At 49.8% G+C, this 25,286-nt stretch carries 33 protein-coding genes and 2 pseudogenes; 32 read left to right on the top strand and 3 right to left on the bottom strand.

Going from position 1 to position 25,286, the window contains the following annotated elements:
- Positions 1-55 precede the first annotated feature (55 nt).
- Positions 56-826 carry an SDR family oxidoreductase gene (locus P8J86_11510; GenBank protein MDG2055320.1) on the bottom strand — a complete coding sequence of 257 codons (771 nt, stop codon included), beginning with the start codon at positions 824-826 and terminating at the stop codon, positions 56-58.
- A 54-nt stretch (positions 827-880) separates the two neighbouring features.
- On the opposite strand from P8J86_11510, the gene lysS reads away from it, so the two are divergent.
- From lysS to P8J86_11480, 6 genes are all read left to right on the top strand, one after another.
- Complete coding sequence (lysS, locus tag P8J86_11505; GenBank protein MDG2055319.1) at positions 881-2,455, top strand: lysine--tRNA ligase; 1,575 nt, start codon at positions 881-883, stop codon at positions 2,453-2,455.
- Positions 2,452-4,008 (top strand): transglutaminase-like domain-containing protein, encoded by a 1,557-nt coding sequence (locus tag P8J86_11500; protein ID MDG2055318.1) that lies wholly within the window; start codon positions 2,452-2,454, stop codon positions 4,006-4,008. Before lysS ends, P8J86_11500 begins: the two co-directional genes overlap by 4 nt.
- Positions 4,005-4,967, top strand: a complete 963-nt coding sequence (locus P8J86_11495; protein ID MDG2055317.1) for an NAD(P)H-hydrate dehydratase — start codon at positions 4,005-4,007, stop codon at positions 4,965-4,967. Before P8J86_11500 ends, P8J86_11495 begins: the two co-directional genes overlap by 4 nt.
- Positions 4,968-5,061: 94 nt before the next feature.
- Positions 5,062-6,063 (top strand): HD domain-containing protein, encoded by a 1,002-nt coding sequence (locus P8J86_11490; protein MDG2055316.1) that lies wholly within the window; start codon positions 5,062-5,064, stop codon positions 6,061-6,063.
- Positions 6,064-6,129: 66 nt separating this feature from the next.
- Positions 6,130-6,891, top strand: coding sequence for a glycosyltransferase family 2 protein (locus P8J86_11485; GenBank protein MDG2055315.1), 762 nt, complete (start codon positions 6,130-6,132; stop codon positions 6,889-6,891).
- Complete coding sequence (locus P8J86_11480; protein MDG2055314.1) at positions 6,855-8,324, top strand: hypothetical protein; 1,470 nt, start codon at positions 6,855-6,857, stop codon at positions 8,322-8,324. Before P8J86_11485 ends, P8J86_11480 begins: the two co-directional genes overlap by 37 nt.
- Here the strand turns inward: P8J86_11480 and P8J86_11475 are convergent.
- Both P8J86_11475 and P8J86_11470 read right to left on the bottom strand, forming a co-directional pair.
- A complete protein-coding gene (locus P8J86_11475) occupies positions 8,222-9,037 on the bottom strand; it encodes a hypothetical protein (protein MDG2055313.1) in 816 nt (271 codons plus the stop codon). The two genes, P8J86_11480 and P8J86_11475, sit on opposite strands and share 103 nt — an antisense overlap.
- Positions 9,037-10,506 carry a hypothetical protein gene (locus P8J86_11470; GenBank protein ID MDG2055312.1) on the bottom strand — a complete coding sequence of 490 codons (1,470 nt, stop codon included), beginning with the start codon at positions 10,504-10,506 and terminating at the stop codon, positions 9,037-9,039. Before P8J86_11470 ends, P8J86_11475 begins: the two co-directional genes overlap by 1 nt.
- Before the next feature lie 418 nt (positions 10,507-10,924).
- Here P8J86_11470 and rpsJ point away from each other — a divergent pair, with 418 nt between their 5' ends.
- The 26 genes and pseudogenes from rpsJ to P8J86_11340 all read left to right on the top strand — a co-directional run bounded on the left by rpsJ (position 10,925) and on the right by P8J86_11340 (position 25,261).
- Positions 10,925-11,233 (top strand): 30S ribosomal protein S10, encoded by a 309-nt coding sequence (gene rpsJ, locus P8J86_11465; GenBank protein ID MDG2055311.1) that lies wholly within the window; start codon positions 10,925-10,927, stop codon positions 11,231-11,233.
- 65 nt (positions 11,234-11,298) lie between these two features.
- Positions 11,299-11,985 (top strand): 50S ribosomal protein L3, encoded by a 687-nt coding sequence (gene rplC / locus P8J86_11460; protein ID MDG2055310.1) that lies wholly within the window; start codon positions 11,299-11,301, stop codon positions 11,983-11,985.
- A 175-nt stretch (positions 11,986-12,160) separates the two neighbouring features.
- Positions 12,161-12,832, top strand: a complete 672-nt coding sequence (gene rplD, locus P8J86_11455) for a 50S ribosomal protein L4 (protein MDG2055309.1) — start codon at positions 12,161-12,163, stop codon at positions 12,830-12,832.
- A 2-nt stretch (positions 12,833-12,834) separates the two neighbouring features.
- Positions 12,835-13,113 (top strand): 50S ribosomal protein L23, encoded by a 279-nt coding sequence (gene rplW / locus P8J86_11450; protein MDG2055308.1) that lies wholly within the window; start codon positions 12,835-12,837, stop codon positions 13,111-13,113.
- 41 nt (positions 13,114-13,154) lie between these two features.
- Entirely contained in the window at positions 13,155-14,009 is an 855-nt protein-coding gene (gene rplB, locus P8J86_11445) for a 50S ribosomal protein L2 (GenBank protein MDG2055307.1), read from the top strand.
- A 68-nt stretch (positions 14,010-14,077) separates the two neighbouring features.
- Positions 14,078-14,365 (top strand): 30S ribosomal protein S19, encoded by a 288-nt coding sequence (gene rpsS / locus P8J86_11440; GenBank protein MDG2055306.1) that lies wholly within the window; start codon positions 14,078-14,080, stop codon positions 14,363-14,365.
- 34 nt (positions 14,366-14,399) lie between these two features.
- Positions 14,400-14,732, top strand: a complete 333-nt coding sequence (gene rplV / locus P8J86_11435) for a 50S ribosomal protein L22 (protein ID MDG2055305.1) — start codon at positions 14,400-14,402, stop codon at positions 14,730-14,732.
- Positions 14,733-14,734: 2 nt separating this feature from the next.
- Positions 14,735-15,433 carry a 30S ribosomal protein S3 gene (rpsC, locus tag P8J86_11430; GenBank protein MDG2055304.1) on the top strand — a complete coding sequence of 233 codons (699 nt, stop codon included), beginning with the start codon at positions 14,735-14,737 and terminating at the stop codon, positions 15,431-15,433.
- Between the two features lie 68 nt (positions 15,434-15,501).
- Complete coding sequence (rplP, locus tag P8J86_11425; protein MDG2055303.1) at positions 15,502-15,912, top strand: 50S ribosomal protein L16; 411 nt, start codon at positions 15,502-15,504, stop codon at positions 15,910-15,912.
- A gap of 47 nt (positions 15,913-15,959) precedes the next feature.
- Positions 15,960-16,172 (top strand): 50S ribosomal protein L29, encoded by a 213-nt coding sequence (gene rpmC, locus P8J86_11420; GenBank protein MDG2055302.1) that lies wholly within the window; start codon positions 15,960-15,962, stop codon positions 16,170-16,172.
- Between the two features lie 75 nt (positions 16,173-16,247).
- On the top strand, positions 16,248-16,505 hold the full coding sequence (gene rpsQ / locus P8J86_11415; protein MDG2055301.1) for a 30S ribosomal protein S17: 258 nt from the start codon (positions 16,248-16,250) through the stop codon (positions 16,503-16,505).
- 55 nt (positions 16,506-16,560) lie between these two features.
- Positions 16,561-16,947, top strand: coding sequence for a 50S ribosomal protein L14 (rplN, locus tag P8J86_11410; GenBank protein MDG2055300.1), 387 nt, complete (start codon positions 16,561-16,563; stop codon positions 16,945-16,947).
- 1 nt (position 16,948) lies between these two features.
- Positions 16,949-17,287 carry a 50S ribosomal protein L24 gene (gene rplX, locus P8J86_11405; protein ID MDG2055299.1) on the top strand — a complete coding sequence of 113 codons (339 nt, stop codon included), beginning with the start codon at positions 16,949-16,951 and terminating at the stop codon, positions 17,285-17,287.
- Between the two features lie 59 nt (positions 17,288-17,346).
- The gene (gene rplE / locus P8J86_11400) at positions 17,347-17,940 is read left to right on the top strand and encodes a 50S ribosomal protein L5 (protein MDG2055298.1); all 594 of its coding nucleotides are present in this window, start codon (positions 17,347-17,349) and stop codon (positions 17,938-17,940) included.
- Between the two features lie 39 nt (positions 17,941-17,979).
- Complete coding sequence (locus tag P8J86_11395; protein ID MDG2055297.1) at positions 17,980-18,165, top strand: type Z 30S ribosomal protein S14; 186 nt, start codon at positions 17,980-17,982, stop codon at positions 18,163-18,165.
- A gap of 70 nt (positions 18,166-18,235) precedes the next feature.
- On the top strand, positions 18,236-18,634 hold the full coding sequence (gene rpsH / locus P8J86_11390; GenBank protein ID MDG2055296.1) for a 30S ribosomal protein S8: 399 nt from the start codon (positions 18,236-18,238) through the stop codon (positions 18,632-18,634).
- Between the two features lie 62 nt (positions 18,635-18,696).
- The gene (gene rplF / locus P8J86_11385; protein MDG2055295.1) at positions 18,697-19,254 is read left to right on the top strand and encodes a 50S ribosomal protein L6; all 558 of its coding nucleotides are present in this window, start codon (positions 18,697-18,699) and stop codon (positions 19,252-19,254) included.
- A 21-nt stretch (positions 19,255-19,275) separates the two neighbouring features.
- Positions 19,276-19,638 (top strand): 50S ribosomal protein L18, encoded by a 363-nt coding sequence (gene rplR / locus P8J86_11380; GenBank protein ID MDG2055294.1) that lies wholly within the window; start codon positions 19,276-19,278, stop codon positions 19,636-19,638.
- Between the two features lie 79 nt (positions 19,639-19,717).
- A pseudogene (gene rpsE / locus P8J86_11375) lies at positions 19,718-20,233 on the top strand (30S ribosomal protein S5).
- 322 nt (positions 20,234-20,555) lie between these two features.
- A pseudogene (gene rplO, locus P8J86_11370) lies at positions 20,556-20,999 on the top strand (50S ribosomal protein L15).
- A gap of 123 nt (positions 21,000-21,122) precedes the next feature.
- Positions 21,123-22,538: a preprotein translocase subunit SecY gene (secY, locus tag P8J86_11365; protein ID MDG2055293.1), complete on the top strand. Its 1,416-nt coding sequence runs from the start codon at positions 21,123-21,125 to the stop codon at positions 22,536-22,538.
- A 46-nt stretch (positions 22,539-22,584) separates the two neighbouring features.
- A complete protein-coding gene (gene infA, locus P8J86_11360) occupies positions 22,585-22,800 on the top strand; it encodes a translation initiation factor IF-1 (GenBank protein ID MDG2055292.1) in 216 nt (71 codons plus the stop codon).
- Between the two features lie 44 nt (positions 22,801-22,844).
- Positions 22,845-22,961 (top strand): 50S ribosomal protein L36, encoded by a 117-nt coding sequence (rpmJ, locus tag P8J86_11355; GenBank protein MDG2055291.1) that lies wholly within the window; start codon positions 22,845-22,847, stop codon positions 22,959-22,961.
- Between the two features lie 40 nt (positions 22,962-23,001).
- Positions 23,002-23,382, top strand: coding sequence for a 30S ribosomal protein S13 (gene rpsM / locus P8J86_11350; protein MDG2055290.1), 381 nt, complete (start codon positions 23,002-23,004; stop codon positions 23,380-23,382).
- Positions 23,383-23,471: 89 nt separating this feature from the next.
- Positions 23,472-23,846, top strand: coding sequence for a 30S ribosomal protein S11 (rpsK, locus tag P8J86_11345; protein MDG2055289.1), 375 nt, complete (start codon positions 23,472-23,474; stop codon positions 23,844-23,846).
- 128 nt (positions 23,847-23,974) lie between these two features.
- Positions 23,975-25,261, top strand: a complete 1,287-nt coding sequence (locus P8J86_11340; protein ID MDG2055288.1) for a DNA-directed RNA polymerase subunit alpha — start codon at positions 23,975-23,977, stop codon at positions 25,259-25,261.
- The last annotated feature ends 25 nt before the right edge of the window (positions 25,262-25,286 follow it).

Here is a 25,286-nt window from a genome sequence, read left to right as displayed (position 1 = left end):
GGACTGCGTAGCGAGGTGAGATACTACCTCATCAAAATGAAGCCATCATCTTTTTTCAGTGAACTTCTTCAATTGGGCGAAGAAGAACTTGGTTGATTCCAACATGTTGAGGTGCCTCCAACGCTTGGCAAATACTTCTTGCAACATCTTCAGACTGAAGTGGATTTTTCATTCCAGCAAGCCAGTTTGAAACCTGTTGCTTCGTCTTCTCGTGGGTGATTGAATGCCGTAGCTCAGTTTCTACTAAACCAGGCGCAATCTCGGTGACACGTATCGTATGTGGTTCGGACTGGGCATGTTTTGAAAGTTCGCTGCGAAGCCCCTCTGAGATTGCGTGGACAGCAAACTTCGTTGCGCAGTAAACCGCTGCTGTCGGCATGACTTTATGTCCGGCGATGGAACTAATGTTGACAATGTGTCCAGTCTGTTGGCTCAGAAAATGGGGAAGTAAATGACCAATTGTGTGTAGTACGCCTTTGATATTCACATCGACCACGTGATCCCAGTCATCCATGCGACATTCCACAAATGGGCCTAGCGGCATGACCCCAGCAGCATTAACCAGTCCGTAGACAGTCTCATAGGTACGCACCGTCTGGTCGACCATTTCACCCACTTGGTTTCGGTCGCTGACATCACATCCAATGGCCAAATGCTTGCCAGGGGTGTGGGGAAGATCGTCAATAACGGCGGTCAGGGCGTCTTGGTTGCGAGCACAAGCCACCACATTGGCGCCCCGGTCCGCCAGGGCTTGCGCCGTGGCTCTGCCAATGCCGGTGCTGGCACCTGTCACAAGGACAGTGCGATCTTCTAAGGAAACTAACATAAGTGGGCTTCTCTAAATGCAGGGTTTGCCTGAGCGAGATACCATTCTACTTGTATGAGCAACACAAAGGCCAATTCGAGTGAGAGCAAGGCGGGTGCCGTAAAGGCACCAGGCGATTCTGATCTAGTAAGAGCCCGGCGGCAGAAGCTTGCTCGGTGGCGGGAAGTCTTCGGTATTGATGGGTATGGTGATCGCTGTGATGGCCTTGCTTCCTTAGCAGAGGCCCGTGCCACCTTTGATCTTTCTGCACATGAGGCATTTTCAGAAAGTGAAGGCGCCACGGACAATCGACCTCACATGTTGGTCGCGGGTCGTTGTGTACAGCACAGAGCAATGGGCAAGCTGGTCTTCATTGTTTTGCGGGATCACACCGGTGATCTACAAATAAGTGTTTCTAAGGCAGCAGTTGCTCCAGAGACTTTTAAACTTGCGGCCAAGTTGGATTATGGTGACATCGTGATTGCTGGTGGCCCCATGGGGCAAACCAATCGTGGTGAGATTTGTGTCTGGGCAGATCGCTTTGACCTTGCATGTAAGTCATTGTCTCCACCACCTGAAAAGTATCATGGGCTCACCGACACAGAAGCTCGCTATCGCCAGCGTTATGTTGATATGTATATGAATCCTTCGACAGTAGCGACCTTTAAGCAGAGGTCGCAGATTGTTCGCCACGTACGAGCATTTTTCGATGCCGAAGATTTTATGGAAGTTGAGACGCCCATGATGCAGCCAGTTGCAGGTGGCGCCGCGGCTCGTCCATTTGAGACACATCACAACGCGTTAGATATGAAATTGTTTCTTCGTATTGCTCCCGAACTGTATCTCAAGCGTCTTCTTGTTGGTGGGTTGCCGCGTGTTTATGAGATCAACCGGAACTTCCGTAATGAGGGAATTGATCGCAGGCACAATCCCGAGTTCACCATGCTTGAGATCTACCAGGCCTTTGGTGACTGTGATTCGATGCTCGATTTAACGGAGCGGCTTTTTAATAGCCTGGCCGTTGAGCTCAATGATGGACAGGGGCCTGTTCGCTCCTTTGGTGACCATGAAATTGACTACAGCCTTCCCTTTGCAAGGCAGGAATATGGCGATCTTTTCGAGAAGCATGCCGGCTGCTCGATGCGGGATGAAGCAGCAGTCCTCGCAAAGGCAAAATCATGCAACATTGTGGATGCGGATAAAAAAGACCATTGGGTGTTGGTTGAAGATTTGTTCGATGCAGTTGTGGAAGACTCGATTGAACCAACGAAGCCACTTTTTGTCACGGGATTCCCAAGTCAAATTTCGCCACTCACAAGGCCGCGCCGGGAAGATCCAGACATTAGTGATCGATCAGAGCTCTTTATTGGTGGAATGGAACTCGCCAATGCCTATACCGAACTGAATGATCCTGAGGTGCAGCGAGAGAGATTTACAGCGCAGCTCACAGGTGGCGGTGATGAAGCGGCGGCTTTTAGAACACTTGATGAGGACTTTATTAACGCCCTGCATGTCGGAATGCCGCCAGCTGGTGGACTTGGCATCGGCATTGATCGGTTGATTATGCTGATGTGTGGCGAAGTTAATATTCGCGATGTCATTCTGTTTCCATTACTGAATCGATCTGGTACGACTGAGGATTCTGTATGAGCTTGCGGAGTAAATGGTTGTTTCAGGTGGTTCCTATTGGGCTCATCTTTGGCTGCATGATGATCTTGGTAGGCACGCCGGCCACTGCTCAGGTTGAAGATGCCACTCCTTTGTCCCCGGTTGTATGGGAACAAGAAGAGGAGCGATGGTTTGCCATCACTATTGGCGGGTCGCATGCAGGCTGGTTGCACCAAGTGCGATCAAGTGATGGGCGTCGCTACCAAACAGTTCAAGAGATGCAAATTGAATTGAATCGCGCTGGTCAAAATATGAGTGTTGGTTCATCGGCGACTTTTATTGAGGGCAAAGATGGCCAGCCGATTGAGATCACGGTTGTGCAATTGATGGGAGCCTCGGAGGTTAAACGCAAAATTACCTTCACGTCAGATGGGGTCAATGTAGTGACGATGCAAGGTGATCGGACCCATCAAGCGAGTCAGCCACTGCCAACCGGTTCTTGGTTTATGCCCGCAGCAATGGAACGGTTTGTGGACACACGGCTGAAGTCGAAAGCAAAGACTATTCAGTATCGGACCGTTGATGTTGAAATGGGTTTTCGAATTATTGACGTTGAGATGAAGCGTCGTTTGGTTGGCCCCGATACGGTGACCATCGACGGCCGTGAGATTCCAGTTGTTGCCTTTGATTCCAAAGTTGCTGGTGTCCCCATGACGTCTCATGAAGTGTATGACCAGGCAGGTGAATTGATCAGGAGTGTTACGAGTCTTCCTATTGGCGACATGGTGACTCAGCGGGCCACCCAGGAAATGGCTCAAACGGATGCTGAGCAGTTGCCAGAGATTATGGTCCAGACCTTTGTCAAGCCGAATCGATCTATTCCAAATTCGCTGGCAACAAGCATTGCTCGATATCGACTCAAATCTTCAAGCGATGTTCTGAGCACACTGCCATCTGCAGGGGCGCAATATGTCAAGCATGGCGAGAATATTGGCTGGGTAGATGTCGTCGTTGATGTTTTTGCTCGGCAGCCAGCTACAAAAGAAGAACAAAGCAGCGAAGAGTTCCTTCAATCTTCAGTGGTGGTAGATGGTGAAGACCCGGCTATCAAAAAGTTGGTGGCTACGGCCTTGATCTCGGCTGGGGATAGTGATCTGGAGCAAGCTGAAGCAATGCGACGCTTCGTACACGAGTATATTTCTACGAAGTCACTCAATACAGCATTCGCCACAGCATCAGAAGTCGCTCGCTCACGGGAGGGTGACTGCTCTGAACATGCTGTGTTGCTTGCGGCCCTGTTGCGCAGTCATGGTATTCCCGCTCGATCTGCGGCGGGGTTAATCTATGCTGAGCAGTTCGCTGATCGAGATGATATTTTCGGGTGGCATATGTGGACGCAGGCAATGATCGATGGCGCCTGGGTTGATCTTGATGCAACACTTCCGGGTCGTTTTAGTGCAAGTCATATTTTGGTTGGCACTTCGAGTCTTATTGATGGTTCGATGGCGGAAGATCTTATTGCAATGCTTGGGTTGATGGGCAACCTTGAGATTGAGGTTGTTTCGGTTCATTATGATCAGGACCCGAAAAGGTGATCGGTCCTAGTGATCCACCTTTGGCCGAGCCCTCTGAATTTCAAATTGGTCTGAGTCCTGAACTTCCACCGAGACCAGAATCGGGTCACAAGGGTACCTTTGGCACTGTTTGCGTTGTTGGTGATTGTGCAGAAAAGCCAACAGTAATGCTCGGCGCAGCGGCCATGTGTGGACAGGCGGCAATGCGCGCGGGTGCCGGTCGTTGTGTCCTTGCTGTTCCAGAACCGTTGGCAGTCGCTGCTGGATGCATCGCGCCGACCGCAACGCTGGCTGGGCTTCCTGTCAATGCTCAAGGGCAGCTTCTGGCGAGTGCTGCCGCTGAAATTGTAGATCGCATCATTGACAGTGCATCAGTCGTTGCGATTGGTTGCGGACTTGGAACTGGTGAGAGCGTACAACAGCTGGTGCTACATTTATTAACACAAGATCGTTGCCCTATTGTTCTTGATGCCGACGGCCTACGCGCGCTTGCAGCCATTGTGGATGTTGGACCAGACATTCGAGCGCCCTTAGTTGTCACGCCGCATCCGGGTGAGTATCGGCTCCTGGCAGACGCGTTTCAGATAGAGGCTGACCCAGTGAGTGAAAAAGAGCGTTCGGCAGCCGCTCAGCTTCTGGCGCAAAGATTGGGCGCCGTTGTGGTGCTTAAGGGGCCATCTACTGTCGTGAGTGATGGGCAGCAGATCTGGATCAGTGATGTTGGAAATGTTGCTTTGGCCACTGGTGGCTCGGGTGACATACTGACGGGTGTGATCGCTTCCTTTATTGGTCAGTGGTCGGAAGGGGCCGGTTCGATAGGCCGGAAACTTATTACTTCTGCAATTTCAGGCGTATTTGTGCACGGGTCTGCAGGTGATCAATGGGCTCATCGCAATGGCAAAACAGGCATGCTCGCGACAGATCTATTGACTGAAATACCGACAGCTATTGCTGCTATTCGTGATTCTCAGGGATGTTAAGAAAGAGAGCAGGCCCAGTGGTAGAATAGTGGTCTCACTTTTTTGAGTGATGTGTTGGATGAACTGATTCAGGGTCTTATGAGAATGGCAAGACATGTCGATAGACACGCACCGTGATATTAGAAAACTGAAACCCCATGATTACGTCGAAGGTGCGTATAGCATTCTCAATCCGCAAATTGGTACCACGCGCAACGGTAAAGACTATTTAAAATGTTTACTACGAGACGCCACTGGGGATGCGCCTGCGCGACAATGGTCATTCAATCGTGATCATCTGAGCGAATTGGGAGAGACTGGCTTTGTCTGGATTTCGGGTCAGACACAGGATTACAACGGGCAACTACAGATTATTTTGGAGCAAGTACGAAAGCATGAAGTTTCTCAAGATGAGATGCTTTATTTACTTCCTGCGACCAAGAAAGATATTGATGTCATGTTTAGAGAGGTCGAGGGGCTTCTTCGTTCATTAGATCATCATGGAATGCGTGCGTTGGCCGAACTCTTTTTGACCGATGAAGATCTGATGCGTAGATTCCGCCAGGCCCCGGCGGCAATGTTGTTGCACCATGCTTGGATCGGTGGATTACTGGAGCACACACTACAGCTGATGAAGTTAGCAGATGGAATGCTGCAACATTATCCTGCACTGAATCGCGATCTCGTGCTGATGGGTTTGTTTCTGCATGACCTTGGTAAAGTCTATGAGCTGACCTGGGAACGTGGATTTGAATACACGATTGGCGGCAATCTCATTGGCCATGTTGTTGGTGGGGCAATGATCCTGAAAGAAAAGCTAAATGAAATGCCCGCTTCTGGGCAAGGTTCTTTGTCTGAGCATTCAGAAATGGCATTGATCCATATCGTTCTCAGTCACCACGGTGTGCTTGAATTTGGTGCGGCCAAGGTTCCGAGTACGCCAGAGGCGATCTTCGTTGCAAACTTAGACGATCTTGATGCCAAGACGCAGATGGGAATCACAGCTGCAAGGGATGGCAATGATGATGAAGAAAGCGTGCATCGTGGACCACTGACCGACAAGATCTGGGCTCTCAATACAAGGCTCTACAAGCCAGATCCGCTTGCAGGAGATTGATGATTGATAGGAAAAAGCGTTCTGGGGTTTTGATTGAGTTCTGTAGAGCCTTCAAAGGAAAATAAAATGCCAGCGAATGGTAGGGTGCTGATTGGCATTCCTGTATACAACGAAGAAGAAACGGTCAGTAGGGTCATTGAAGAAGTGGGGCGTGTTGCTCATGCCTCTTGTGCGGATGTGTTGGTTGTTGATGATGGATCAACCGACGGTACAAGCCAGGCGTTAGTGGGCCAGCCAGTCCATGTGATACGCAGTCCAGAAAACCGTGGCTATGGATGGGCAATTCGTCATATGCTTTCTTGGGCCGCGCAACATTCATTTGAGTGGCTCATTACGATTGACTGTGATGAGCAACATGAGCCAGCATCAATACCGGTCTTTCTAGAGGCAATTGCGGAAGATGATTCAGATGTGGTATCCGGCAGTCGGTATCTGGAATCGCGGCCTGAGAATGATGCGCCTCCCGCCGACCGTCGGCGTATTAACCAGCTGATGACCCATGAGCTCAATCGCTGCTTGGGTCTAAGAATTACTGATGCATTTTGTGGTTTCAAGGCTTACCGAGTAGCGGCCTGTCAGAAGCTGGAGCTCGACCGTGATGGTTATGACATTCCAATGCAGTTTTGGGTGGAAGTTGCCGAAGCTAAACTTCGTATCAGAGAGATTCCAGTAAAGCTTTTATATCCAGACGAAAATCGTACCTTTGGTGGAGAGCTTGATGACTTTAGCATTCGGCTTGCTCACTACCGCAGTGCCGTGACAGAACAACTTGCTCGGCGAGGTAAGGCGCCGTGTCCGAAAATGGACGCCGTTGTTTCATCGTCGTGAGTGAAGGTTGGGACCAAGGTCTGTGGTTTGATGGACCATCGAACGGTCCAAAATGGCGCACGCCAGATAAAGCCCATGGGGACTTAGATGGCAAGCCTATCTCTTGGTGGGGTGACGCAACCAAAGAAGCAGTTGGCGTTCCTCTTGCTCAGCCTATTGTGATGACAGGTCATCAGCCAACAATGCATCATCCAGGTATTCTGGTGAAATACATTGCGCTTGCGGAGCAAATGCGTGCTAAACAAGCTGTAGGTGTGGAACTCGTCATTGATCATCATGTGGGACCTGCTGGGGTGGTACCGATTCCGAAAGTTGTGGAGGGTGATGATGTTGTTGGCGATGGTTTGATACGACATTATTTACCGCTGCTATCACTCGATTCGACGGTTCCACTGTGCTGGCAATCGGCACAGCAACCAAAGCCCCTGGACACGGCAGATTGTCTTGCAACCGAAGGTGTTGCAAACGGTCTTCAGTTGATGCATGAGTTACTGGGTAATCATCTAGATGCAACTGATGCAGCTGGGCAACTTGCCATGATGACATCCAAACTCCGATCGCCATGGGTTAAGCCTGTGCAGGTTGTACGTGCCTCAAATTTATTGAACACGCCAATTGGTCGTCGCTTGGTGGCGCTGATGTATGAGAATCCTCGGTCGTGTGTAGAAGCCTATAACAAGGCTGTACAAGCATGGCCCGATAGCAAGATGCGGCTACTGAAAGTTGACGCGTCTCAAATTGAGCTGCCATTGTGGAAGCGTGATCAATCTGGACAACGTATTGCAGTGAAGATTCCAATCACAGGAGAATCCATACCTGAGCTCGATGCGTTGCTTCCCAGAGCGTTAGTGATCACAGCGATTAGCCGAATCGCCCTGGCGGATCTATTTATTCATGGCCAATCCGGTGCTATCTATGACAAAGTCATGGAGCAGTGGATGAATCAATGGTTGGGGATTCGCCCGGCTGGGGCTGTCGCTATTAGTTGCACCTTGACTTTGCCAGGTCTGAGTGTCTTTAGGGATAAGAGTAATCGTGGTTTAGATCGATTAATCTCGCTCGGGCATCGTCTGTGGCACGATCCTCAGCGGCTCGACTTACAGGATCAAGGTCCTAGTAAACATAAAAAGAACTTTCTCGACATGATTCAAGAGTCGCCCTGGAAATCGACGCAGCGGCAGCAGAAGTACATTGAACTACATGACTTCTTGGCGGATCAACGGCAGATCTATGCAAGCAGACTTCAAGCAACAGAGAGACTTAGTCGTGACGCTTTGGCATCTCGATTAGAAACTGACCTGCCGGCAGCACGAGACTGGCCCTTTATCTTTTATCCAGACGAAGCATTGGACTCATTAGTTGCTCGTGTTGAATCTGCATTAGGTGAAGAGGGGGCTGTGGTGGGGCGGACGACAAGGTCCTCTCTGAGGTAGGTTCCACTCTCAGATCGCATGGGGATTCCAAAGACACGCAGCTCTTCGGTGAGGACCATCGCTACGATTCCAGGCTGAGGTTGGTTGGCAACAAAAATGAGTCCCGTATATCTCGCTTGTGCAATTGATAGATCAGCTCGAAACATGGTGCGAATCTGTTGCGTTGTGATTGGTCCCTGATTGGTCTCTATGACACAGCTTCCTTCGTAAACTGCGGTTCGTCGACCAATGCCATGAGCTTCAACCTTCTTAATCGACTCACTATCTACTAGCTGGGCAGGCACTTCTTGGTGCGCCGGTTGTAAGGGTGGCTGAGAGGCACTTGCCAGAATCAGCGGTGTCGGGAAAATCGTAGTTGTGCCACGCTTAATGTCGGTGCTGGCATGCATCACAGTGTTGCCGCGCTTTGAGATCCCAAGATATTCAATGCGTTGGTCATTGAGGGTGCGCGATACGGAGCCACCAAAACGATCGTCGGGCGCAATAGTGATTGTCAGAGGTTCGGCTTGAGGTTTTTCAAGGTTGACGTAACGTGTCGTGCCTGGTTGAAGGAGCCCATAAGCTGGCGCGAGTAAAGGCCTTGTTGCTGGGGTGACAGGGCTGGCATTAAGTAATGCCAGATTCGCTGGTTTTTGCTGGCATGAGCACAAGCCAATAAAGGTGATCAGGCTCGCGAGCAACACGAAGTATTTTTGTTTTTGGTTGTATGACATTAGCGGCGTAATTTCTTGTCGTTCCAGATTCTGTCAAGTTCTGCGGATGTGACTGGAACGGTGACCACGCCATCTGCAGTTCGCTGTTCAATGAGAATGCCCTGATCGCTATAGCGTGCAGTGTTCGGTGTTGCCGTTGGGTTCAGTCGGGTTGTGAGAATCCACTGGCCAGATCGATTATTGGAAGGAGCCCAGTGATCAATTCGGCGACTGAGTGTGGGGGTCGTGCTCGTGTAATCGTAGAAATAAAAGCAGTATTCACCTTCTGCTTCTGCCGTTGTTGGCAGCAGTCTTCCCAATAGCCAGCCCAGTGGCTGTGACAGATAGACATCGGGGACAGTCCATTGTGATGGGGTTCTGGTGTTCGACTCACGCCCCTGGCGTATGACAATGAGTTCTGGGCGAGGTTTCCCAGCTGTGGGCGGTAAGCGCAGGCCCGACTCTGCTTCTGAGAGCTCTGCAGCGCCTTGTCGCTGTGTGCCGCGAACAGACCAGATTTCTTCCGATTGGTTCCAGGCCATCCAGTACAGTCCAATTGAGTCTCTGTAGATATCCCGATCTGCATCAACGATGACGCGCGCCTGGACGGTGACCAGAAGGCCCTCCTCCTGGTTGTTGTGTTTATCACCAGTCTGGACAGATTCTTTGCTGCCTATTTCTATTTTGAGTAGTGCGTAACCAATCTCTTGATCCGCACCATTGGAAGTTGTGGCAGGTCGGTAAATGCGAACCCACTGGCGCAGTCCAGCAAGCTTCTTTAGCCTTTCTGGTGTCAGTGAAGCTAAGAACGCATCACCTCGAGTGATGCAGGCTCTGAGTCCAAGTGAAGAGGCCGCCTTACTCGTGCGCGTGATGGTGTTGAGGCTACTTTCTAATAGTGAGCGGTAGGGTTGATAAGTTTCTGGTGAAAGAAGAAGTGTCAGGAGCAGAAAGTGGTTCTCGTGTATCGGAATCGCTGTGTAGCCCCAGATCACACGTGGGCCTTCCGGCAATTGCTGTTCAAAATAGTCCAGCGTGGCTCGCTCGCCTCGATCGACAGTGAACGGAATGGTCGCCAGATTGGTCAAATTCGCCCCAGCTTGCCGGTGGGCTGCAATGATCTCACTAATTAACTGAGGCCCGGTTGTCTCAATGTTGCTGCTTTGAACGACCTGGGCTCTGAGGGACCATGGCCTCATCGATGCATTGGGATTTTGGCTCGTTGGAGCTGGAATAGAGCTGGCCAAGAACTGGTAGGTCAGGCCTGCTGGGCTCTGTTGGCGTTCAACCTGAGTGCCTTTAGGCAGCTGAATTGAGAATCCAAGCAGCGGGATATCTATGGGAACAGATTCAAGTTGTTTATTTGCAGTGGTTTGTGAGTTTGCTGGGGCATCTTGGCGGCCCATCAGATGGGCTGAAATCACCATTACCGGCACGAGGAGGGCGAGTATGAGCGCTGATGTTGGCGGAATGGGGTAGGTCTTCACCATACAAGGACTGTAACCTCCATAATGGTTTGATGCCCCCCCAGGCTTCAAGTCAGTAGGGCCCACTTGCCCCAAAGTAAGTTACTAACGTCCTGCCAACATCTCAAACTGATCTCAATGGAGTTGACAGGGGCTGGAAGAGGCCTATCATCGCCGGTCTTGATCCCCTCAGGGCAGATTGAGCAATTTGACCGGCGGCATCTTGTCAGGCCTGTATTCCTTCAATGGGACGTGCAGTACCTGGTTTGATGATTGTGAATCCATTGCATGTTTCGTGTTGTAACAAGACACTAAATAAGTTGCGGTTTACAAATGGTTGGGTTTCATTGGGTGGGGAAATAGATCAGCGGATGTGCCGCTGGTTTGAGTTCTGGTGACCACTGTTTTTCGGTGGTGTTGGTTTCACAGGTAGAGACTATCGATGAGCGCTACGAAGATTCGAATCAGGATGGAAGCTTATGACCATCAGGCATTAGATGCTTCTGCGCGCGAGATCGTTGATCACGCAAAGCGCACTGGTGCTCGTGTTGCTGGTCCAGTACCACTGCCAACACGTCGTGAGGTATATACGGTCAACCGTAGTACCTTTATTGACAAGAAGTCACGAGAGCAGTTTGAAATTCGAACGCACAAACGAATTATTGATATTACGGAGCCCAATGCCCGTACGGTTGAGGCACTCAATAGACTGGTGGTTCCAGCGGGTGTGTTTGTAAAGATTAAGGCTTGATACGAGACAAGGGTGCACTGCGAAAGTGACACCCTTTTTTATTTGAATGAGAGAATGGGCGAGCAATGCCTGCAGCATTACTAGGAAGAAAAATTGGGATGACGCGTTACTTCCTGGAAGATGGGGAAAATATCCTCGTCACAGTACTCCAGGTTGGGCCTTGTGTGATTACGCAGGTCAAGTCACCTGAAACAGATGGTTATGCTGCTGTGCAGATTGGCTTCGAAGAACGCCGCGCTCATCGCAGCACGCAGCCAATGATCGGTCATGATGCAAAAGCAGAAACGACGCCCAAAGCTGAACATCGAGAGATTCGTTTAGAGCCTTCAGAGCTTGATGAATTTGAGTTTGGCAAGACATTAGATGCCTCAGTCTTTGAGGGTGTTCCATACGTTGATGTCATTGGATACGGTAAGGGCAAGGGTTTTCAGGGAAGCATGAAGCGTCATAACTTCAGCGGCCTTGAAGCATCTCACGGTGTGAAGCGCCGCCACCGTTCCCCTGGTTCAATCAATGGGCATGCAACCAACCTTGGTACCGGTCCGAAGATCAAGCGTGGCAAACGCATGTCGGGACGCATGGGTAACGAGCGTGTATCTGCTCGTAGCATGGATGTGGTTGCCGTTGATGCAGCAAACAATTTACTAGTGGTCAAAGGCACGGTGCCTGGCCCTAATAGCGGTCTTGTGTTTGTACGGCAGGCCGTACGACTCAATCGGAGAAAGACGCGTTTGGCGAAAGCTGGTTCGTAGATCCAGCGACCATAGAGGCCGTGTTCACTTCGTTGTGGCTCGGAACCGTATGGTCACAACAGTAAGAGCAAAATTGCCGAGTCATAATCCTGCCCTGTAAGTCAGACCAAAGGGTGGCACGACGAACAGGGAGGATGAGGCGAATCAAATGGCATAGGCCATCAGGTGTAGACGGATGATTGAACTTCCCGTATTAGATAGTGAGGGTAAGGAGACAGGCTCCTTGTCCATCGACGAGGCGCGTCTCGGAAACGAGGTGCGCCCCGCTCTGCTTAAGCAGGCCTATGTGATGTTCCATGCCAACCGGCGGCAGGGCTCAGCTCGCACCAAAAGCCGCGGTATGGTCGAAGGCTCCACACGAAAGCTTTATCGACAGAAGGGCACTGGTAACGCCCGGGTTGGTAGTGCTCGCACGGTGATTCGTCGAGGTGGCGGAGTGGCTTTCGCAAAGACCAAGGAAAAGAAGGCCTATCGAAAGCGTATGCCTCGAAAAATGCGACAACTCGCCAATCGAAATGCATTGCTTGCGAAGTTAGTTGACCAGGAGGTCAAATGCATTTCATCGCTTGAGATGGAAAAGCCACACACGAGCAATCTGAAAGCAATTCTGGAAGCCGCTGGTGTTGATCGAACTTGCTTAGTTGCCTTGAGTACAGAAAATCAAAATGCTGCACTGTCTGCACGTAATCTTCCCAATGTGACAACCATTCGAATTGAGCAGCTCAACGCATTTGAGTTGCTCAATCATCGATATTTAGTTGTTGCTAAAGAGACGCTGGAAGGCTTCGTCAACAGTGATCCTAAGCAGCGAGCAGTCACCAAGAGTGATGATCGGGAGGCCGCATAACAATGGAAGCCACGACCATCATTCGAAAACCTCTGGTGACCGAAAAGTCGACCTATGCGACAAGCGAATTTAATCGCTATGTGTTTGAGGTAGATATGAGGGCCAAGAAGCCAGCAATTAAGCGGGCTATTGAAGAGCTCTACGGCGTTCGTGTGATGTCAGTGGCAACACAAGTTCGCAAGGGTGAGTTACGACGTAATAAAACTGGATTTTGGAAGGCTGGCAATAAGAAGCGTGCCACCGTCAAGATTCACCCAGAAGACAGGATTGAATTGTTCTAGAAAAGCCTGCTGCTGAGGCTGTGAACACCAAGGGATTTGAGATGCCGATTCGAGTCTATAAACCAACGACGCCAGGACGACGGAATGCTTCCGTAAACCTCCATGCTGAGGTGACAAAGAAGCGACCTGAAAAGTCTCTGCTGCGCCCCATCAAGAAAACTGGTGGGCGTAACAGTCAGGGCAAGATCACAGTTCGTGGTCGTGGTGGTGGCCATAAACGACGTTATCGATCAATTGACTTTGGTCGAGCTAAAGACGATATGACGGCGAAGGTCATTGGTATTGAATATGACCCAAACCGCACCTGTCATATTGCTTTGTTGGAATATGAGGACGGTACCAAGCGATACATTCTTGCTCCTAAGGGTGTTACTGATGGCATGGTTCTACTTAGTTCTGTGGAGCCAGTAGAACCAAAGCCGGGCAATTGCATGCCGCTTAAGCACATTCCTACTGGCTTGACTGTTCACAATATTGAATTCGAGCCGGGCAAAAAGGGCGCTTTGTGTCGGTCGGCTGGAAGTGGAGCTCGCCTCACCAATAAAGAAGGTCGTTGGGCCACATTGGTGTTGCCTTCTGGAGAGATTCGTCAGGTTTCTATCGAGTGTCGAGCGACGATTGGTGTCATAGGCAATAGTGATCATCAGAATATTAAATTGGGTAAGGCTGGCCGCAATCGCTGGCGTGGTCGAAGACCCAAGGTGCGTGGTATTGCCAAGTCTCACCATTCCCATCCCCTCGGTGGTGGAGAAGGTCGTTCTAAAGGCGGACGTGAGCCAGCGAGTACTTCGGGTACGAAGGCAAAAGGTGGACGAACGAGGAAACGAGGTCAGTGGACCGACGCTCGCATTCTGCGACGTCGGAAGAGTAAGCGTTACGGGCAGTTGAAGGTCTAACGGGTTAGCAACTGCAGTTATGGATTTGATCAAGCGAGTAACGGCTTGAGCAGGAAGGACGAGCGAACATGAGTCGATCTCTAAAGAAGGGCCCTTTTGTTAACGAAAAGGTCTTCAAGAAGGTCATGATGCAAAGTGAAGCAGGCCCAGGAAGCCGAAGGCCTATCCGAACCTGGGCGCGAGCTTGCACCATCGTCCCTGAGTTTGTTGGTTTTACTTTTCAAGTACACAACGGGCGTTCTTTTATCGAAGTGTTCGTGACTGAGGATATGGTTGGACACAAGCTCGGCGAATTTAGCCCCACTCGCCTTTTTAGAGGGCATACGAATAAGAAGGAAGGCATCAAGAGGTCCTGATATCAGGCGATGAGCTTTCTGGAGCAGCACTCATATGGAATACAAAGCATCACATCGATTTGCTCGAATCGCGCCTCGAAAGGCGAGACTTGTCGCAGACTCACTTCGCGGCAAAGCGATCGATGTCGCCATTACTGAATTGGAATACAACAAGCGTCGCGCTGCCTATTACTTTAGGGCTGTATTGAAAAGCGCGATTGCAAACGCCGAGGAAAAAGATGCTGATCTGCCTCGCCTTTTTATCAGCGAATCACGCGTTGATGAAGGCCCAACAATGAAGCGATGGCAGCCCAAGGATCGTGGGCGAGCGCATCGCATCTTGAAGAGGACCAGTCATCTTCATATTGCTCTTGAGGAGAAGAACTGACTATGGGACAGAAGGTTCATCCATTTGGATTTCGCGTCGGTATTACTGAGGGGCACAAGTCTCGTTGGTACGCCCCGAAGGCGATCTTCCCTGAGCTATTAGTGGAAGATTACAAGATTCGTCAGTACGTGGATAAGCGACTTAATAGGACGCCACCTTTCGCTGCGGTTTCTGATATTCAAATTGAGCGCACGCGTGAAGAGCTGACAGTTATTGTTCGTACTGCTCGGCCTGGCCTCGTCATTGGCCCCAAGGGCACTGAGATTGACAAGTTGAGTACAGACTTACAGCTCCTTACTGGTCGTAAGGTGCAAGTCAAAATTGTTGAAATCAGGAATCCAGACACAGATGCTTGTCTTGTTGGCGAAGCGGTTGCTGAGCAGATGAAGAAACGAGCAAACTTCCGCCGCCTCTTGAAACAGCGTTGTGAGGCTGCCATTCAAAACGGTGCGAAGGGTGTTCGAATCATGGTTTCGGGCCGGCTTGGTGGAGCAGAAATGTCGCGTAAGTTCCAAGTCCGCCTTGGTTCGATTCCTTTATCAACCTTGCAAGCAAATGTTGATTATGCATCAGTACCGAGCCATACAACTTATGGCACGATCGGAATCAAAGTTTGGATCTACAAGGGAATGTATGAAGAAGAAGATGAGGAAGCCTCAACAGCCGCGGGTGCTCGCGGTCGAGCTAGAGGTCGCCACTAAGAGGAACATTGTTAGGTATTCCCTAGCCGAATGAGCGGTATGGGTAAGGAGTTCAGTCAATGCCACGAATGCCAAAGAGAATTAAGTTCCGTAAGCAGCAGCGAGGGAAACTTCAGCACAATGCATTGCGCGGTAACTACGTGGCATATGGTGATTATGGGTTGCAGGCCCTTGAGCCACATTGGGTAACCGCTCGGCAGATCGAAGCCGGCCGTATTGCTGCACAGCACTTCCTTCGTCGCCAAGGCAAGGTCTATATTCGCGTGTTTCCAGATAAGCCAATTTCGAAGAAGCCACTTGAAACACGAATGGGCAAAGGTAAGGCAGATACAGATTTTTGGGCTGCAAGAGTGAAGCGTGGAACGATGCTTTACGAAATTGCAGGCGTTTCGGAAGGGATTGCTAAGCAAGCCTTCGCACGTATTGCTCACAAAATGCCTGTTCGTTGCCGTTTTGTTGGGAGACGCCTGAGCGTGTAAATGGTTTGCCCGTATACACGACTTCATGAGTCTAAAGGTAAAGATAAATGAAAGCTAAAGAAGTACATAAGCTGAGTGATGAGGAGATTGGAATCGAAGTGGTGCGTTTGCGCCGCCAACTCTTTGACCTGACTACCCAGGAGGTCACAGAGAAGATTCAAGATACTTCTCAGTATGGTCATACAAAAAAAGATATTGCAAGACTATTGACCGAGAAACGAATGCGTCAGATTCAGTCTGATAGTCGAAAGAGTCTTTGAAGGTAAGAGAGGCAAATTGCTGTGAGTCATTCGAACGAAATTAAGATCTCAGAGAGTGCGCCCCGACGAATTGGTGTGGTTACGTCTGATGCTCGAGATAAGTCACGAAAAGTGGTGATCTCATTTCAGTCAAAACACCCGAAGTACGGGAAGTACATGAAAAAGAGAACTGTGATCAACGTGCACGATGAAAACAACGAGTCTCACAACGGTGATCGTGTTGAGATAGCTGAGTGTCGGCCGATTTCCAAGACGAAGTCATGGGTATTGGTGCGTGTTATTGAGTCAACGGGTGAAGTTCATGCGACCAAGCTTGCGGCTGACATCGCCTAATCGCAGTTCATGAAGTGATTATCAGCCATTTGGTATGGCGCAAAGGTAGACGAAGATGATTCAGAAGGAATCCAGACTTGAAGTTGCAGATAACAGCGGTGCACGCGTAGTGAGCGTCATTGGTGTTCTCGGTGGTTCAACAGCTCGTGGGCGACATTCTCGTCGTTCAGTAGGTGTTGGTGACCGGATTGTTTGCTCAGTGAAAAAATCGCTTCCGAACAGTCAGATTAAGACGGGCGATAAGGTCCGTGCCGTCATTGTTCGAACGAAGTATCCAACCAGACGTAAGGATGGTTCTTACGTCAGATTTGACTCAAACGCCTGCGTCTTATTGTCTCCAGAAGGCAATCCAGTGGGTACCCGGATCTTCGGGGCTGTGGCTCGCGAGCTGCGTGAGAAAAACTATATGAAGATTGTGTCATTAGCCGCGGAGGTGCTCTGATATGCCGCGACATATTTGTAGAGGTGATTCAGTAATTGTTACATCAGGTAATGATCGTGGTGTAACTGGAGAAGTACTTCGTGTATTTCCGAGTCGTGGCAAAGTGCTTGTTCAGGGCGTCAACATGCGCACAAAGCACATCAAGCCAACGCAAGCCAACCCTCAGGGTGGATTGCTTCGGAAGGAAATGCCTATAGATCAGAGCAACGTCAGCCCAGCGGCCGACGGTAAGCCTTCTCGGGTTCGCTTTGAAACAGAGAAGGATGGTTCAAAAGTTCGTGTCGCGGTGAGAAATGGAAAGAAGCTGCACACACTGCGGGGCCCGAAGGTCAAGCAGTAAGTAGGAACTACATTTGCCAGCAACCTTTGTGGTAAGGCTGGCGAGACAGGGATAGAGCAATGGTTGCTGATAAAACAAAGTCAAAGCCACGACTGCAAGAGCTTTATGAAACGACGGTAGCACCAAAGGTGATGTCGGAGTTCAATATCGCTAATGTGCATCAACTGCCTCGGCTAGAACGGATTATTATCTCCTGTGGTATTGGTCGTTATCTGGAGAACCAGAAACTCAAGCAGGACATTCATGACACTGTTGTGAATACACTGACCACAATCACAGGTCAGAGGCCAATTCTCATTCGAGCGAAGAAGTCGGTTTCAAACTTCAAAGTTCGAGAAGGTTCGCCATCAGCATTTATGGTGACCGTTCGCCGGCGTCAAATGTGGAACTTCTTTGATCGACTGGTCAATCTGGCGATTCCACGTATCAAGGACTTTAGAGGTGTAAAAGACAACTCCTTTGACCAAGCTGGAAATTACGGCATGGGTCTCACGGAGCAGGCAGTTTGGCCAGAGATTAATGTGGCCAATATCACCTTTCAGCATGGAATGAATATCAACATGATCTTCGAACGATCCAAACCGGAGGTCAGCAAGTTTGTTCTTGCTGAACTTGGTATGCCGTTCGTTCGATCTGAAGCAGAAATGGCATAAGTATTGGGCACTAAGCCCTCTATTGAAGGAGTTTGAAATATGGCGAGCAAAGCTAAGTTTGCCAAGATGAACAAGACGCCAAAGTTCTCTACCCGACATCGAAATCGATGTGCAATTACGGGGCGAGCACGAGGCTACTATCGTAAGTTTGGTGTCAGCAGAATCGTGCTGCGTCAATTGGCCTTACAAGGAATGGTTCCTGGTATGAGAAAGGCCAGTTGGTGATCCCATTCTGTCCGTATGTCGGACAGAGGGCAATTGGCATGTGTAAACGAGAGGCGACCTGGAGAAGTTCATGTCTCAGCAAGATCTAACAGCCGATATGCTGACCCGCATTCGCAATGCCGTCCGAAATAAGGCGGAAGTTGTGAAGTGCTTGAACAGCAAGCTGAACCGTGGAGTAGCCGGTGTACTCCAGTCTGAAGGTTATATTGACGCCTTCGATATTATTGATGATGGACGGCAAGGTGTACTGCGAGTGCGTCTGCGATATGGCCCACGTGGCGAGCAGATCATTAATGAGATTCGCAGAGTTTCAAAGCCGGGCTGTAGGCGCTATAACAAAGTGACCGAATTACCAAAGCCGCTACAAGGCCTTGGTATTGCTGTCGTTTCAACCAGTCGTGGAGTTTTGAGTGACCGTCAATGCCGTCAAGAAGGTGTTGGCGGTGAGCTCGTTGCAATTGTTATGTAGTTTTGGTTATCGGGTTGGCCCATACCGAGTCAGCCGCGTAATGCCTTGAAGGAATCGTGAGTATGTCACGCGTAGGAAAACAAGTCATAAAAGTACCGAAGGGTGTCACTGTTCGGCATGATGCCAGTAAGAATGAAGTGGCAGTTTCAGGGCCCAAGGGCGACCTTACTTACTCATATCATCGAAGTATTGAGGTGAAATGGGATGAGGCGTCTGGAGAGCTTTCATGTGCGATCAGCGATCAGAGCAAAGACCTGAGTAACGTCAAGGCTTTCTGGGGTACCACTCGATCGCGAATCGCCAACATGGTTGTGGGTGTGACAGAAGGTTACAGCAAAGTGCTGGAGATCATTGGAGTTGGTTGGAACGCTCGTGTTCAAGGTCAGGTACTACAGCTCAATATTGGTTTCTGTCATCCAGTTGATATTACGCCGCCCAAGGGTGTGGCTTTTGAGGTCAAGGACAACAAGATCACTATTTCAGGTGCGGATAAGCAGGCGGTCGGACAATTTGCAGCAGAGGCTCGTTCCAAGCGTCCCCCAGAGCCGTACAACGGCAAGGGTATTAAGTACTTGGAAGAGGTTATTACTCGTAAGCAAGGCAAAGTCTTTGGTGCTTAAGGGTCGAGAGAGGATTTTTACATGAACCGAATCCAGCAACGATTGATAAGGCGCATACGGCGCAAACGAGGTCTTCGAAAACGAATCCTCGGAGTGCCTTCTCGCCCACGCTTGACGATCTTCCGAAGCTCGAAGCATATCTATGCACAGATTATTGATGATCTATCAGGGCGTACCTTGGCCAGTGCATCAACGAATGAAAAAGGAAGCAAAGTCAACCCAGGCGGGAACTGCGAAGCAGCGTCTGAAGTTGGAAAACGATTGGCTGATCGAGCCCAGACAGCTGGGGTTAAGCAGATCAAAGTCGATCGTAATGGGTATCGATATCACGGGCGTATTAGAGCATTGGCCGATGCAGCTCGTGAAGGTGGTTTGAAATTCTAGGTGATTTGAAGACAAGAACAGGAAACAGTGGTTTGGCAGTCGAGAAACTGTCTCCACTCAACGGGACGAAGGCGTAAGCATGGCAGAGTTCATTGACGAAGGATCGGCAATAGAGTCGACGACAGTCGGGGTTTACCGTACCGCTGCTACCGTTAAGGGTGGCCGGCGTTTCAGTTTCTCCGCGCTTGTTGTGGTTGGAGATCGTAGAGGACGAATTGGCATAGGCTATGGAAAAGCCAATCAGGTCCCCCCAGCGATTGAGAAAGCCCAAAAAGAAGCGAAGCGTCGTATGCGCCCATTTCCAATGGCGATGCGGACAATCCCGCATGCGGTCACAGGAAGATTTGGCGCTTGTCAGGTTCGTTTGATACCAGCATCACCTGGTACTGGCATCATTGCTGGAGCGGCCGTTCGTGCACCGCTTGAATTACTAGGTCTACAGGATTGCCTTACTAAATCACTGGGATCTAATAATCCCAAGAACCTCGTTAAAGCAGTTCTTGATGGCCTCGCTCAACTTCGGTCAAAGGAAGAGGTGGAAGCACTTCGGAATGTTGACCTTGGGAAAAGTGTTGTTGAAGAGATCATTGAGCGTGGCCAGTCAGCGATTGTTGATATGCCCACGCCCAAAGCGACCCCTAAGCCTGGAAAGGACAAGAAGGGTGGACGCGGAGATCGATCTGGTAGGAAGAGGCCATCAAAGCAATCAAACCAGGCTCCACAATCAAGTGCAGCCGCACCTGCTCCTGAAGCACCTGCTGCTGCAGCACCTGCTGCTGCCGCGCCTGCTCCTGAAGCGCCTGCTCCTGAGGCACCTGCTGCTGCAGCGCCTGCTAAAGAATCAGCCCCAGCTAAGGAAGAATCAAAGGACTGATGTCCCGTGAGGGATGACGGTTTATGACTCGGAGAAACTGATCATGATGATCCATGAGATCACAAACAAAGTACCCAAGCACAAGGCGCGAAAGCGGCTCGGTCGTGGTCATGGGTCGGGTGTTGGAAAAACGTCTGGCCGTGGGCATAAGGGCGCCGGATCTCGCGCTGGCTTTAAAAGAAGGCCAGGCTTTGAAGGTGGCCAGATGTCTTTGCTGCGTCGTATCCCCAAACGTGGCTTTACAAACTTTCACTTTCGCAAGGACTTCTACATTATCAATGTGGCGCTTCTCAATGAGCGATTTGAGGATGGTGCAACAGTTGATATCCAAACACTGATTGGGATGGGCCTGGTTCGAGATACGACATATCCACTGAAAGTGCTTGGTCATGGTGAGCTCAAGAAAAAGCTGACTGTGACAGCTGGTAAGTGCTCTGAGTCTGCAAGAGCTAAAATTGAGGCAGCTGGCGGAACGGTCACAATTCTAGAAGTCAAGAAGTGGAAGCGTGATCGTTCAGTTCCGACTGCTCGGAAGATTAATGAAGAGAAGTCAAAGAAAATCGCTGAATCTCCAGCCAAGAGCTGAGTGAGTGCCCCAGTCTAAATACCTATGTTGAGTTCAATTTTCAATATTTTTCGGATACCTGAGCTACGCAATCGCGTTTTCTTTACGCTTGCGATGCTCGTGATCTATCGCATTGGCTTCTGGATTCCGTTAGTTGGCGTCAATCAGCAAGCACTCGAAGATCTTGCAACCAATGCGACGGAAGAAGGAACTGGTTTTGGCCAGTTCATGTCCTATGCATCTATCTTCTCTGGCGGGTCATTCAGCCAGTCAACGATCTTTGGCCTTGGCATCATGCCATATATCACCGCAGCGATTATCTTCCAGCTATTGCAAACAGTTGTTCCAAGTTTGCAGGCTCTCAAGAAGGAAGGCGCTTCAGGCCAGCAGAAGATCACTGAATGGACTCGCTATGCCACGGTCGGTATGTGCATTATTCAGTCAATCATGTGGCTGAAGTTTATGCAGGCCTCGAATCTTGTCCAGCCAGAATTTGATCAGAGTGGATCTCTGCTGCTGTTCTTTATTGCCGGTATTACAACGCTCACCGCAGGAAGCCTCTTTTTGATGTGGCTCGGTGAGCAAATCGATAAATATGGCATTGGTAATGGTGTCTCTTTGATCCTTGTTGCAGGCATCGTTTCCCAAATGCCTTGGGCGATCAAATACTTAATTGACAACTTCAATCCTTCGCAAGCGGAGGCCGAGCAAGGTGCCATTGGAGTCCTTGGAATAGTATTCCTGGTAGTTGCCTTCGTGATCGTGGTGGCTGGCGCTATTTTAATTACATTGGCGCAGAGACGTATACCAATTCAGCAGGCCCGACATACACGAGGGCGTAAATCATATGGTGGCCAAAGGCACTATTTGCCACTGCGGGTGAATCATGCTGGTGTGATGCCAATTATTTTCGCGAGCAGTCTTCTGATTTTCCCGTCTGCGTTTTTTGGATATCTAAGTAGTTCTGCTGCAGCATCCGCTGATCCAGTTGGTTGGTGGGTTGCAACGACAACATTCCTTAATAGTAATTTCCAGATGGGGGAGTACCCGTACATCATCTTTGAGATCGGGATGATCTACTTCTTTAGTTACTTCTGGACGACAGTGGTATTTTCCCCAGACGATATGGCCAGGCAGTTAAAGGAAAACGGCAGCTTCATACCAGGTCTGAGACCTGGTCCGAGAACGGCCGAATACCTTGAGACTGTCGTTGAGCGCGTTACATATGTAGGCGCGGGATTCCTGGCAGTTATTGCAGTGATTCCATCGATTGTGAATAAACAGATGGAAGTTCCATTTATGGTCTCGAGCTTCCTTGGTGGAACTGGCCTGTTAATTGTCGTGAGTGTTGGCCTTGACCTTCTCCAGCGTGTGGAGGCGAATCTCATGATGCGAAACTATAGTGGATTCCTTGGTGGATCCGACGCTGCCAGGCCGAGCCGCGCAGGGCGCAGGCCGTAGGTTTTATAGGTAACTAATTTTAAGATGGGGTTAGAGTGAATACATAATGGCGAAAGAGGAAAAGATCACACTGGAAGCTGAAGTAACTGAAGCATTACCCGATGCGAAGTTCAAAGTGAAGCTGGAGAATGATCAGGAGATTCTCGCCTATATCAGTGGAAAAATGCGTAAATTCTATATTCGTATTCTTCCTGGAGACAAAGTGACGGTTGAAATGAGTCCTTACGATATGACCAAGGGTAGAATTACCTACCGCCACTAGGATGATGGGCTTTGCGAATGAGCAAGGCTAGGAGTAGTGAAACGATGAAGGTTAAGAGCAGTATCAAAAGACGAACGAAAGATTGCCAGATCGTCATACGAAAAGGCAAGCGATTCGTGATTAATAAGAAAAACCCTAGGCTAAAGCAGCGACAGGGATAACTCGTGCTCACCTTTGAGGTGAGGATTTCGGAGCATTCACATGCCACGTATTGCCGGTGTAGATATCCCTGATAAGAAGAAGGTGCGTTATGCCCTTCGCTATATCTATGGAATTGGTCCCCGTTTTTCAGACATCATTCTGGCCGAGGCTGGCGTTGATCCTGAAAAGAAGGCTGGAGAGTTAACCGATCAGGAAGTCTCTCAAGTTTCTAGCGTGATTGACGGCGGCTATCTGGTTGAAGGTGCACTTCGTCGTCAGGTACAACAAAATGTGCAACGGCTTAGGGACATTCGAGCGTATCGTGGTGAGCGACATCGAAGAGGTTTGCCTGTTCGGGGGCAACGTACACGTTGTAATGCTCGAACTCGTAAGGGACGTAAGAAGACAGTGGCTGGTAAGAAGGGCGTGAAAGCTCACTAAACTGCCGGTTTTGAGATTCGTGAGGTACCTGCTGAGCCAAGATCGTGTGTTCAGAGAAGGTGCTGCATAAAGCGACGAGGTAATAACACATGGCTAAGAAGAAAAAAGTACGAAGGAACATAAGCAAGGGTATTGCCCATATCCATGCGTCCTTCAACAACACAATTATTACGCTAACAGATATCAATGGTGAGACCCTTTGCTGGGAATCAGCAGGTACTGTTGGATTCAAAGGTGCGCGAAAGGCTACGCCTTTTGCAGCATCGCGAGCGGCGGAGCGGATTGTGCAGAAAGCAAAGCGCATGGGTATGCGAGATGTCGAAGTGCGTGTGAAGGGGCCTGGTTCAGGTCGTGAATCCGCAATTGGTGCTTTGCAGAACAACGGGCTTAACATCACCGCGGTAGAAGATCACACGCCGATTCCTCATAACGGATGTCGGCCTCGTAAACGGCGCCGTGTGTAAGACGCGGGATATCAAAGATTTCTCTTCGATTGAGAAGATGGGTGCCATGCTGTTTAGCAGAGCTTGGCTTTCTCCGATAATCAATCGAAATCACTAAGAGTGGATACTGCTAAATTGGAGTTCGAGTAATGCATGTTCGATGGCGCGGATTAGAATTGCCTGCTGTTGTTCAATTAGACAGTGATACGGCAACAGATACTTTTGGCCGCTTCATAGCGGAACCCTTTGAGCGAGGTCTAGGGACGACGGTCGGCAATAGCCTTCGTCGGATCCTGATTTCAAGTATTGAGGGTGCTGCCATTGTGAAGTGCCGTATTGCGGGTGTGGAACATGAGTTTTCCACCATGCGGGGTGTCTTAGAGGATGTCACTGACATCATCCTTAACATTAAGGGCCTGGTTGTCAGCCTTGATTCTGATGAACCCAAGACAATGCGACTTTCAGCAAGTGGTCCTGGCGACGTCACAGCGGATTTGATTGAAGCTGATACAGCAGTGACCATTCACAATCCCACTCATAAGATTGTGACACTTACTGAAGCTGTTGACTTTGAGATGGAGCTTACTGTAATGAGAGGCCGGGGCTATCAGCCTGCTTCTGAGCTGCAGAGCTCTAACGAAGATCAAGTCATTGGAGAGATGGCAATAGATGCTGTTTTCTCTCCGGTTCAACGGGTTCGATTTCGTGTTGAAAACACCCGTGTTGGACAGAAGACAAACTATGACAAGCTCGTCATTGATGTCTGGACCGATGGCACAATTCTTCCGGAAATGGCTTTGGTCGAAGCCTCTAAGATCCTGCGAAAGCACCTGAATCCATTTGTACAGTATTTCGAATTAGGTAATGAGCGGGTCTCGGCTGAAGCAAGTGCGGCAGCGACTGTGGACGATGAATTGATTCGTAAGTTGGATATGTCGGTTGCAGATCTTGAGCTCACTGTTCGGGCTTGCAACTGTCTCGACTCTGGTGAAATTGCATCTGTGGCACAACTCGTTCAACGATCTGAGCCAGAGTTGTTGGGGCTACGGAGCTTCGGGCGGACCTCGCTTCGCGAAGTGAAGCGAAAACTTACTGAGTTGGGTCTCACGCTGGGTATGAGACTGCCAGATGGCTATCACGCTGACCCGCTGCCACCACTTACGCCACTCTCGTCAGAGCTGATCGGACAGATGAATCTAGATGATGAGGATGATGATAGTGATGACCTCGATGACTTGGTTGCTGGCGAAGAGAGTTCCTTCGAGACGCCAGTAACTCAGGAACAGGTCACTGAAGACAAGGCTCCTGGCGAAGGTGTGAAGACTACGTTCACCTCAGATCAGGCGATATTGGAAGATTTGGAAGAATCTATCGGCAGCATGCTGAAGGATTCTGAGCCCGAGAACCGTGAGGACCCGTTTACAACGGGATCATAATGAGTCGCTTCGCCCATTTGGGTTT

The sequence above is a fragment of the Phycisphaerales bacterium genome (assembly GCA_029268515.1).
GTDB lineage: Bacteria > Planctomycetota > Phycisphaerae > Phycisphaerales > SM1A02 > JAQWNP01.
This window is presented reverse-complemented; position numbering and strand designations above follow the sequence as displayed.

What these genes read in the sequence shown, in the direction of transcription:
- P8J86_11485 (MDG2055315.1), top strand. Translation starts at nt 6,130, where the DNA reads ATGCCAGCGAATGGTAGGGTGCTGATTGGCATTCCTGTATACAACGAA.
- rplW (MDG2055308.1), top strand. Translation starts at nt 12,835, where the DNA reads ATGGAAGCCACGACCATCATTCGAAAACCTCTGGTGACCGAAAAGTCG.
- rplB (MDG2055307.1), top strand. Translation starts at nt 13,155, where the DNA reads ATGCCGATTCGAGTCTATAAACCAACGACGCCAGGACGACGGAATGCT.
- rpsH (MDG2055296.1), top strand. Translation starts at nt 18,236, where the DNA reads ATGTCTCAGCAAGATCTAACAGCCGATATGCTGACCCGCATTCGCAAT.
- rpmC (MDG2055302.1), top strand. Translation starts at nt 15,960, where the DNA reads ATGAAAGCTAAAGAAGTACATAAGCTGAGTGATGAGGAGATTGGAATC.
- rplF (MDG2055295.1), top strand. Translation starts at nt 18,697, where the DNA reads ATGTCACGCGTAGGAAAACAAGTCATAAAAGTACCGAAGGGTGTCACT.
- P8J86_11490 (MDG2055316.1), top strand. Translation starts at nt 5,062, where the DNA reads ATGTCGATAGACACGCACCGTGATATTAGAAAACTGAAACCCCATGAT.
- P8J86_11510 (MDG2055320.1), bottom strand. Translation starts at nt 826, where the DNA reads ATGTTAGTTTCCTTAGAAGATCGCACTGTCCTTGTGACAGGTGCCAGC.
- rpsC (MDG2055304.1), top strand. Translation starts at nt 14,735, where the DNA reads ATGGGACAGAAGGTTCATCCATTTGGATTTCGCGTCGGTATTACTGAG.
- P8J86_11500 (MDG2055318.1), top strand. Translation starts at nt 2,452, where the DNA reads ATGAGCTTGCGGAGTAAATGGTTGTTTCAGGTGGTTCCTATTGGGCTC.
- rplN (MDG2055300.1), top strand. Translation starts at nt 16,561, where the DNA reads ATGATTCAGAAGGAATCCAGACTTGAAGTTGCAGATAACAGCGGTGCA.
- rplC (MDG2055310.1), top strand. Translation starts at nt 11,299, where the DNA reads ATGCCTGCAGCATTACTAGGAAGAAAAATTGGGATGACGCGTTACTTC.
- P8J86_11395 (MDG2055297.1), top strand. Translation starts at nt 17,980, where the DNA reads ATGGCGAGCAAAGCTAAGTTTGCCAAGATGAACAAGACGCCAAAGTTC.
- rplV (MDG2055305.1), top strand. Translation starts at nt 14,400, where the DNA reads ATGGAATACAAAGCATCACATCGATTTGCTCGAATCGCGCCTCGAAAG.
- rpsM (MDG2055290.1), top strand. Translation starts at nt 23,002, where the DNA reads ATGCCACGTATTGCCGGTGTAGATATCCCTGATAAGAAGAAGGTGCGT.
- rpsK (MDG2055289.1), top strand. Translation starts at nt 23,472, where the DNA reads ATGGCTAAGAAGAAAAAAGTACGAAGGAACATAAGCAAGGGTATTGCC.
- rplE (MDG2055298.1), top strand. Translation starts at nt 17,347, where the DNA reads ATGGTTGCTGATAAAACAAAGTCAAAGCCACGACTGCAAGAGCTTTAT.
- rpsJ (MDG2055311.1), top strand. Translation starts at nt 10,925, where the DNA reads ATGAGCGCTACGAAGATTCGAATCAGGATGGAAGCTTATGACCATCAG.
- rplR (MDG2055294.1), top strand. Translation starts at nt 19,276, where the DNA reads ATGAACCGAATCCAGCAACGATTGATAAGGCGCATACGGCGCAAACGA.
- P8J86_11475 (MDG2055313.1), bottom strand. Translation starts at nt 9,037, where the DNA reads ATGTCATACAACCAAAAACAAAAATACTTCGTGTTGCTCGCGAGCCTG.
- lysS (MDG2055319.1), top strand. Translation starts at nt 881, where the DNA reads ATGAGCAACACAAAGGCCAATTCGAGTGAGAGCAAGGCGGGTGCCGTA.
- rpmJ (MDG2055291.1), top strand. Translation starts at nt 22,845, where the DNA reads ATGAAGGTTAAGAGCAGTATCAAAAGACGAACGAAAGATTGCCAGATC.
- infA (MDG2055292.1), top strand. Translation starts at nt 22,585, where the DNA reads ATGGCGAAAGAGGAAAAGATCACACTGGAAGCTGAAGTAACTGAAGCA.
- P8J86_11340 (MDG2055288.1), top strand. Translation starts at nt 23,975, where the DNA reads ATGCATGTTCGATGGCGCGGATTAGAATTGCCTGCTGTTGTTCAATTA.
- P8J86_11470 (MDG2055312.1), bottom strand. Translation starts at nt 10,506, where the DNA reads ATGGTGAAGACCTACCCCATTCCGCCAACATCAGCGCTCATACTCGCC.
- rplX (MDG2055299.1), top strand. Translation starts at nt 16,949, where the DNA reads ATGCCGCGACATATTTGTAGAGGTGATTCAGTAATTGTTACATCAGGT.
- secY (MDG2055293.1), top strand. Translation starts at nt 21,123, where the DNA reads ATGTTGAGTTCAATTTTCAATATTTTTCGGATACCTGAGCTACGCAAT.
- rpsS (MDG2055306.1), top strand. Translation starts at nt 14,078, where the DNA reads ATGAGTCGATCTCTAAAGAAGGGCCCTTTTGTTAACGAAAAGGTCTTC.
- rplD (MDG2055309.1), top strand. Translation starts at nt 12,161, where the DNA reads ATGATTGAACTTCCCGTATTAGATAGTGAGGGTAAGGAGACAGGCTCC.
- rplP (MDG2055303.1), top strand. Translation starts at nt 15,502, where the DNA reads ATGCCAAAGAGAATTAAGTTCCGTAAGCAGCAGCGAGGGAAACTTCAG.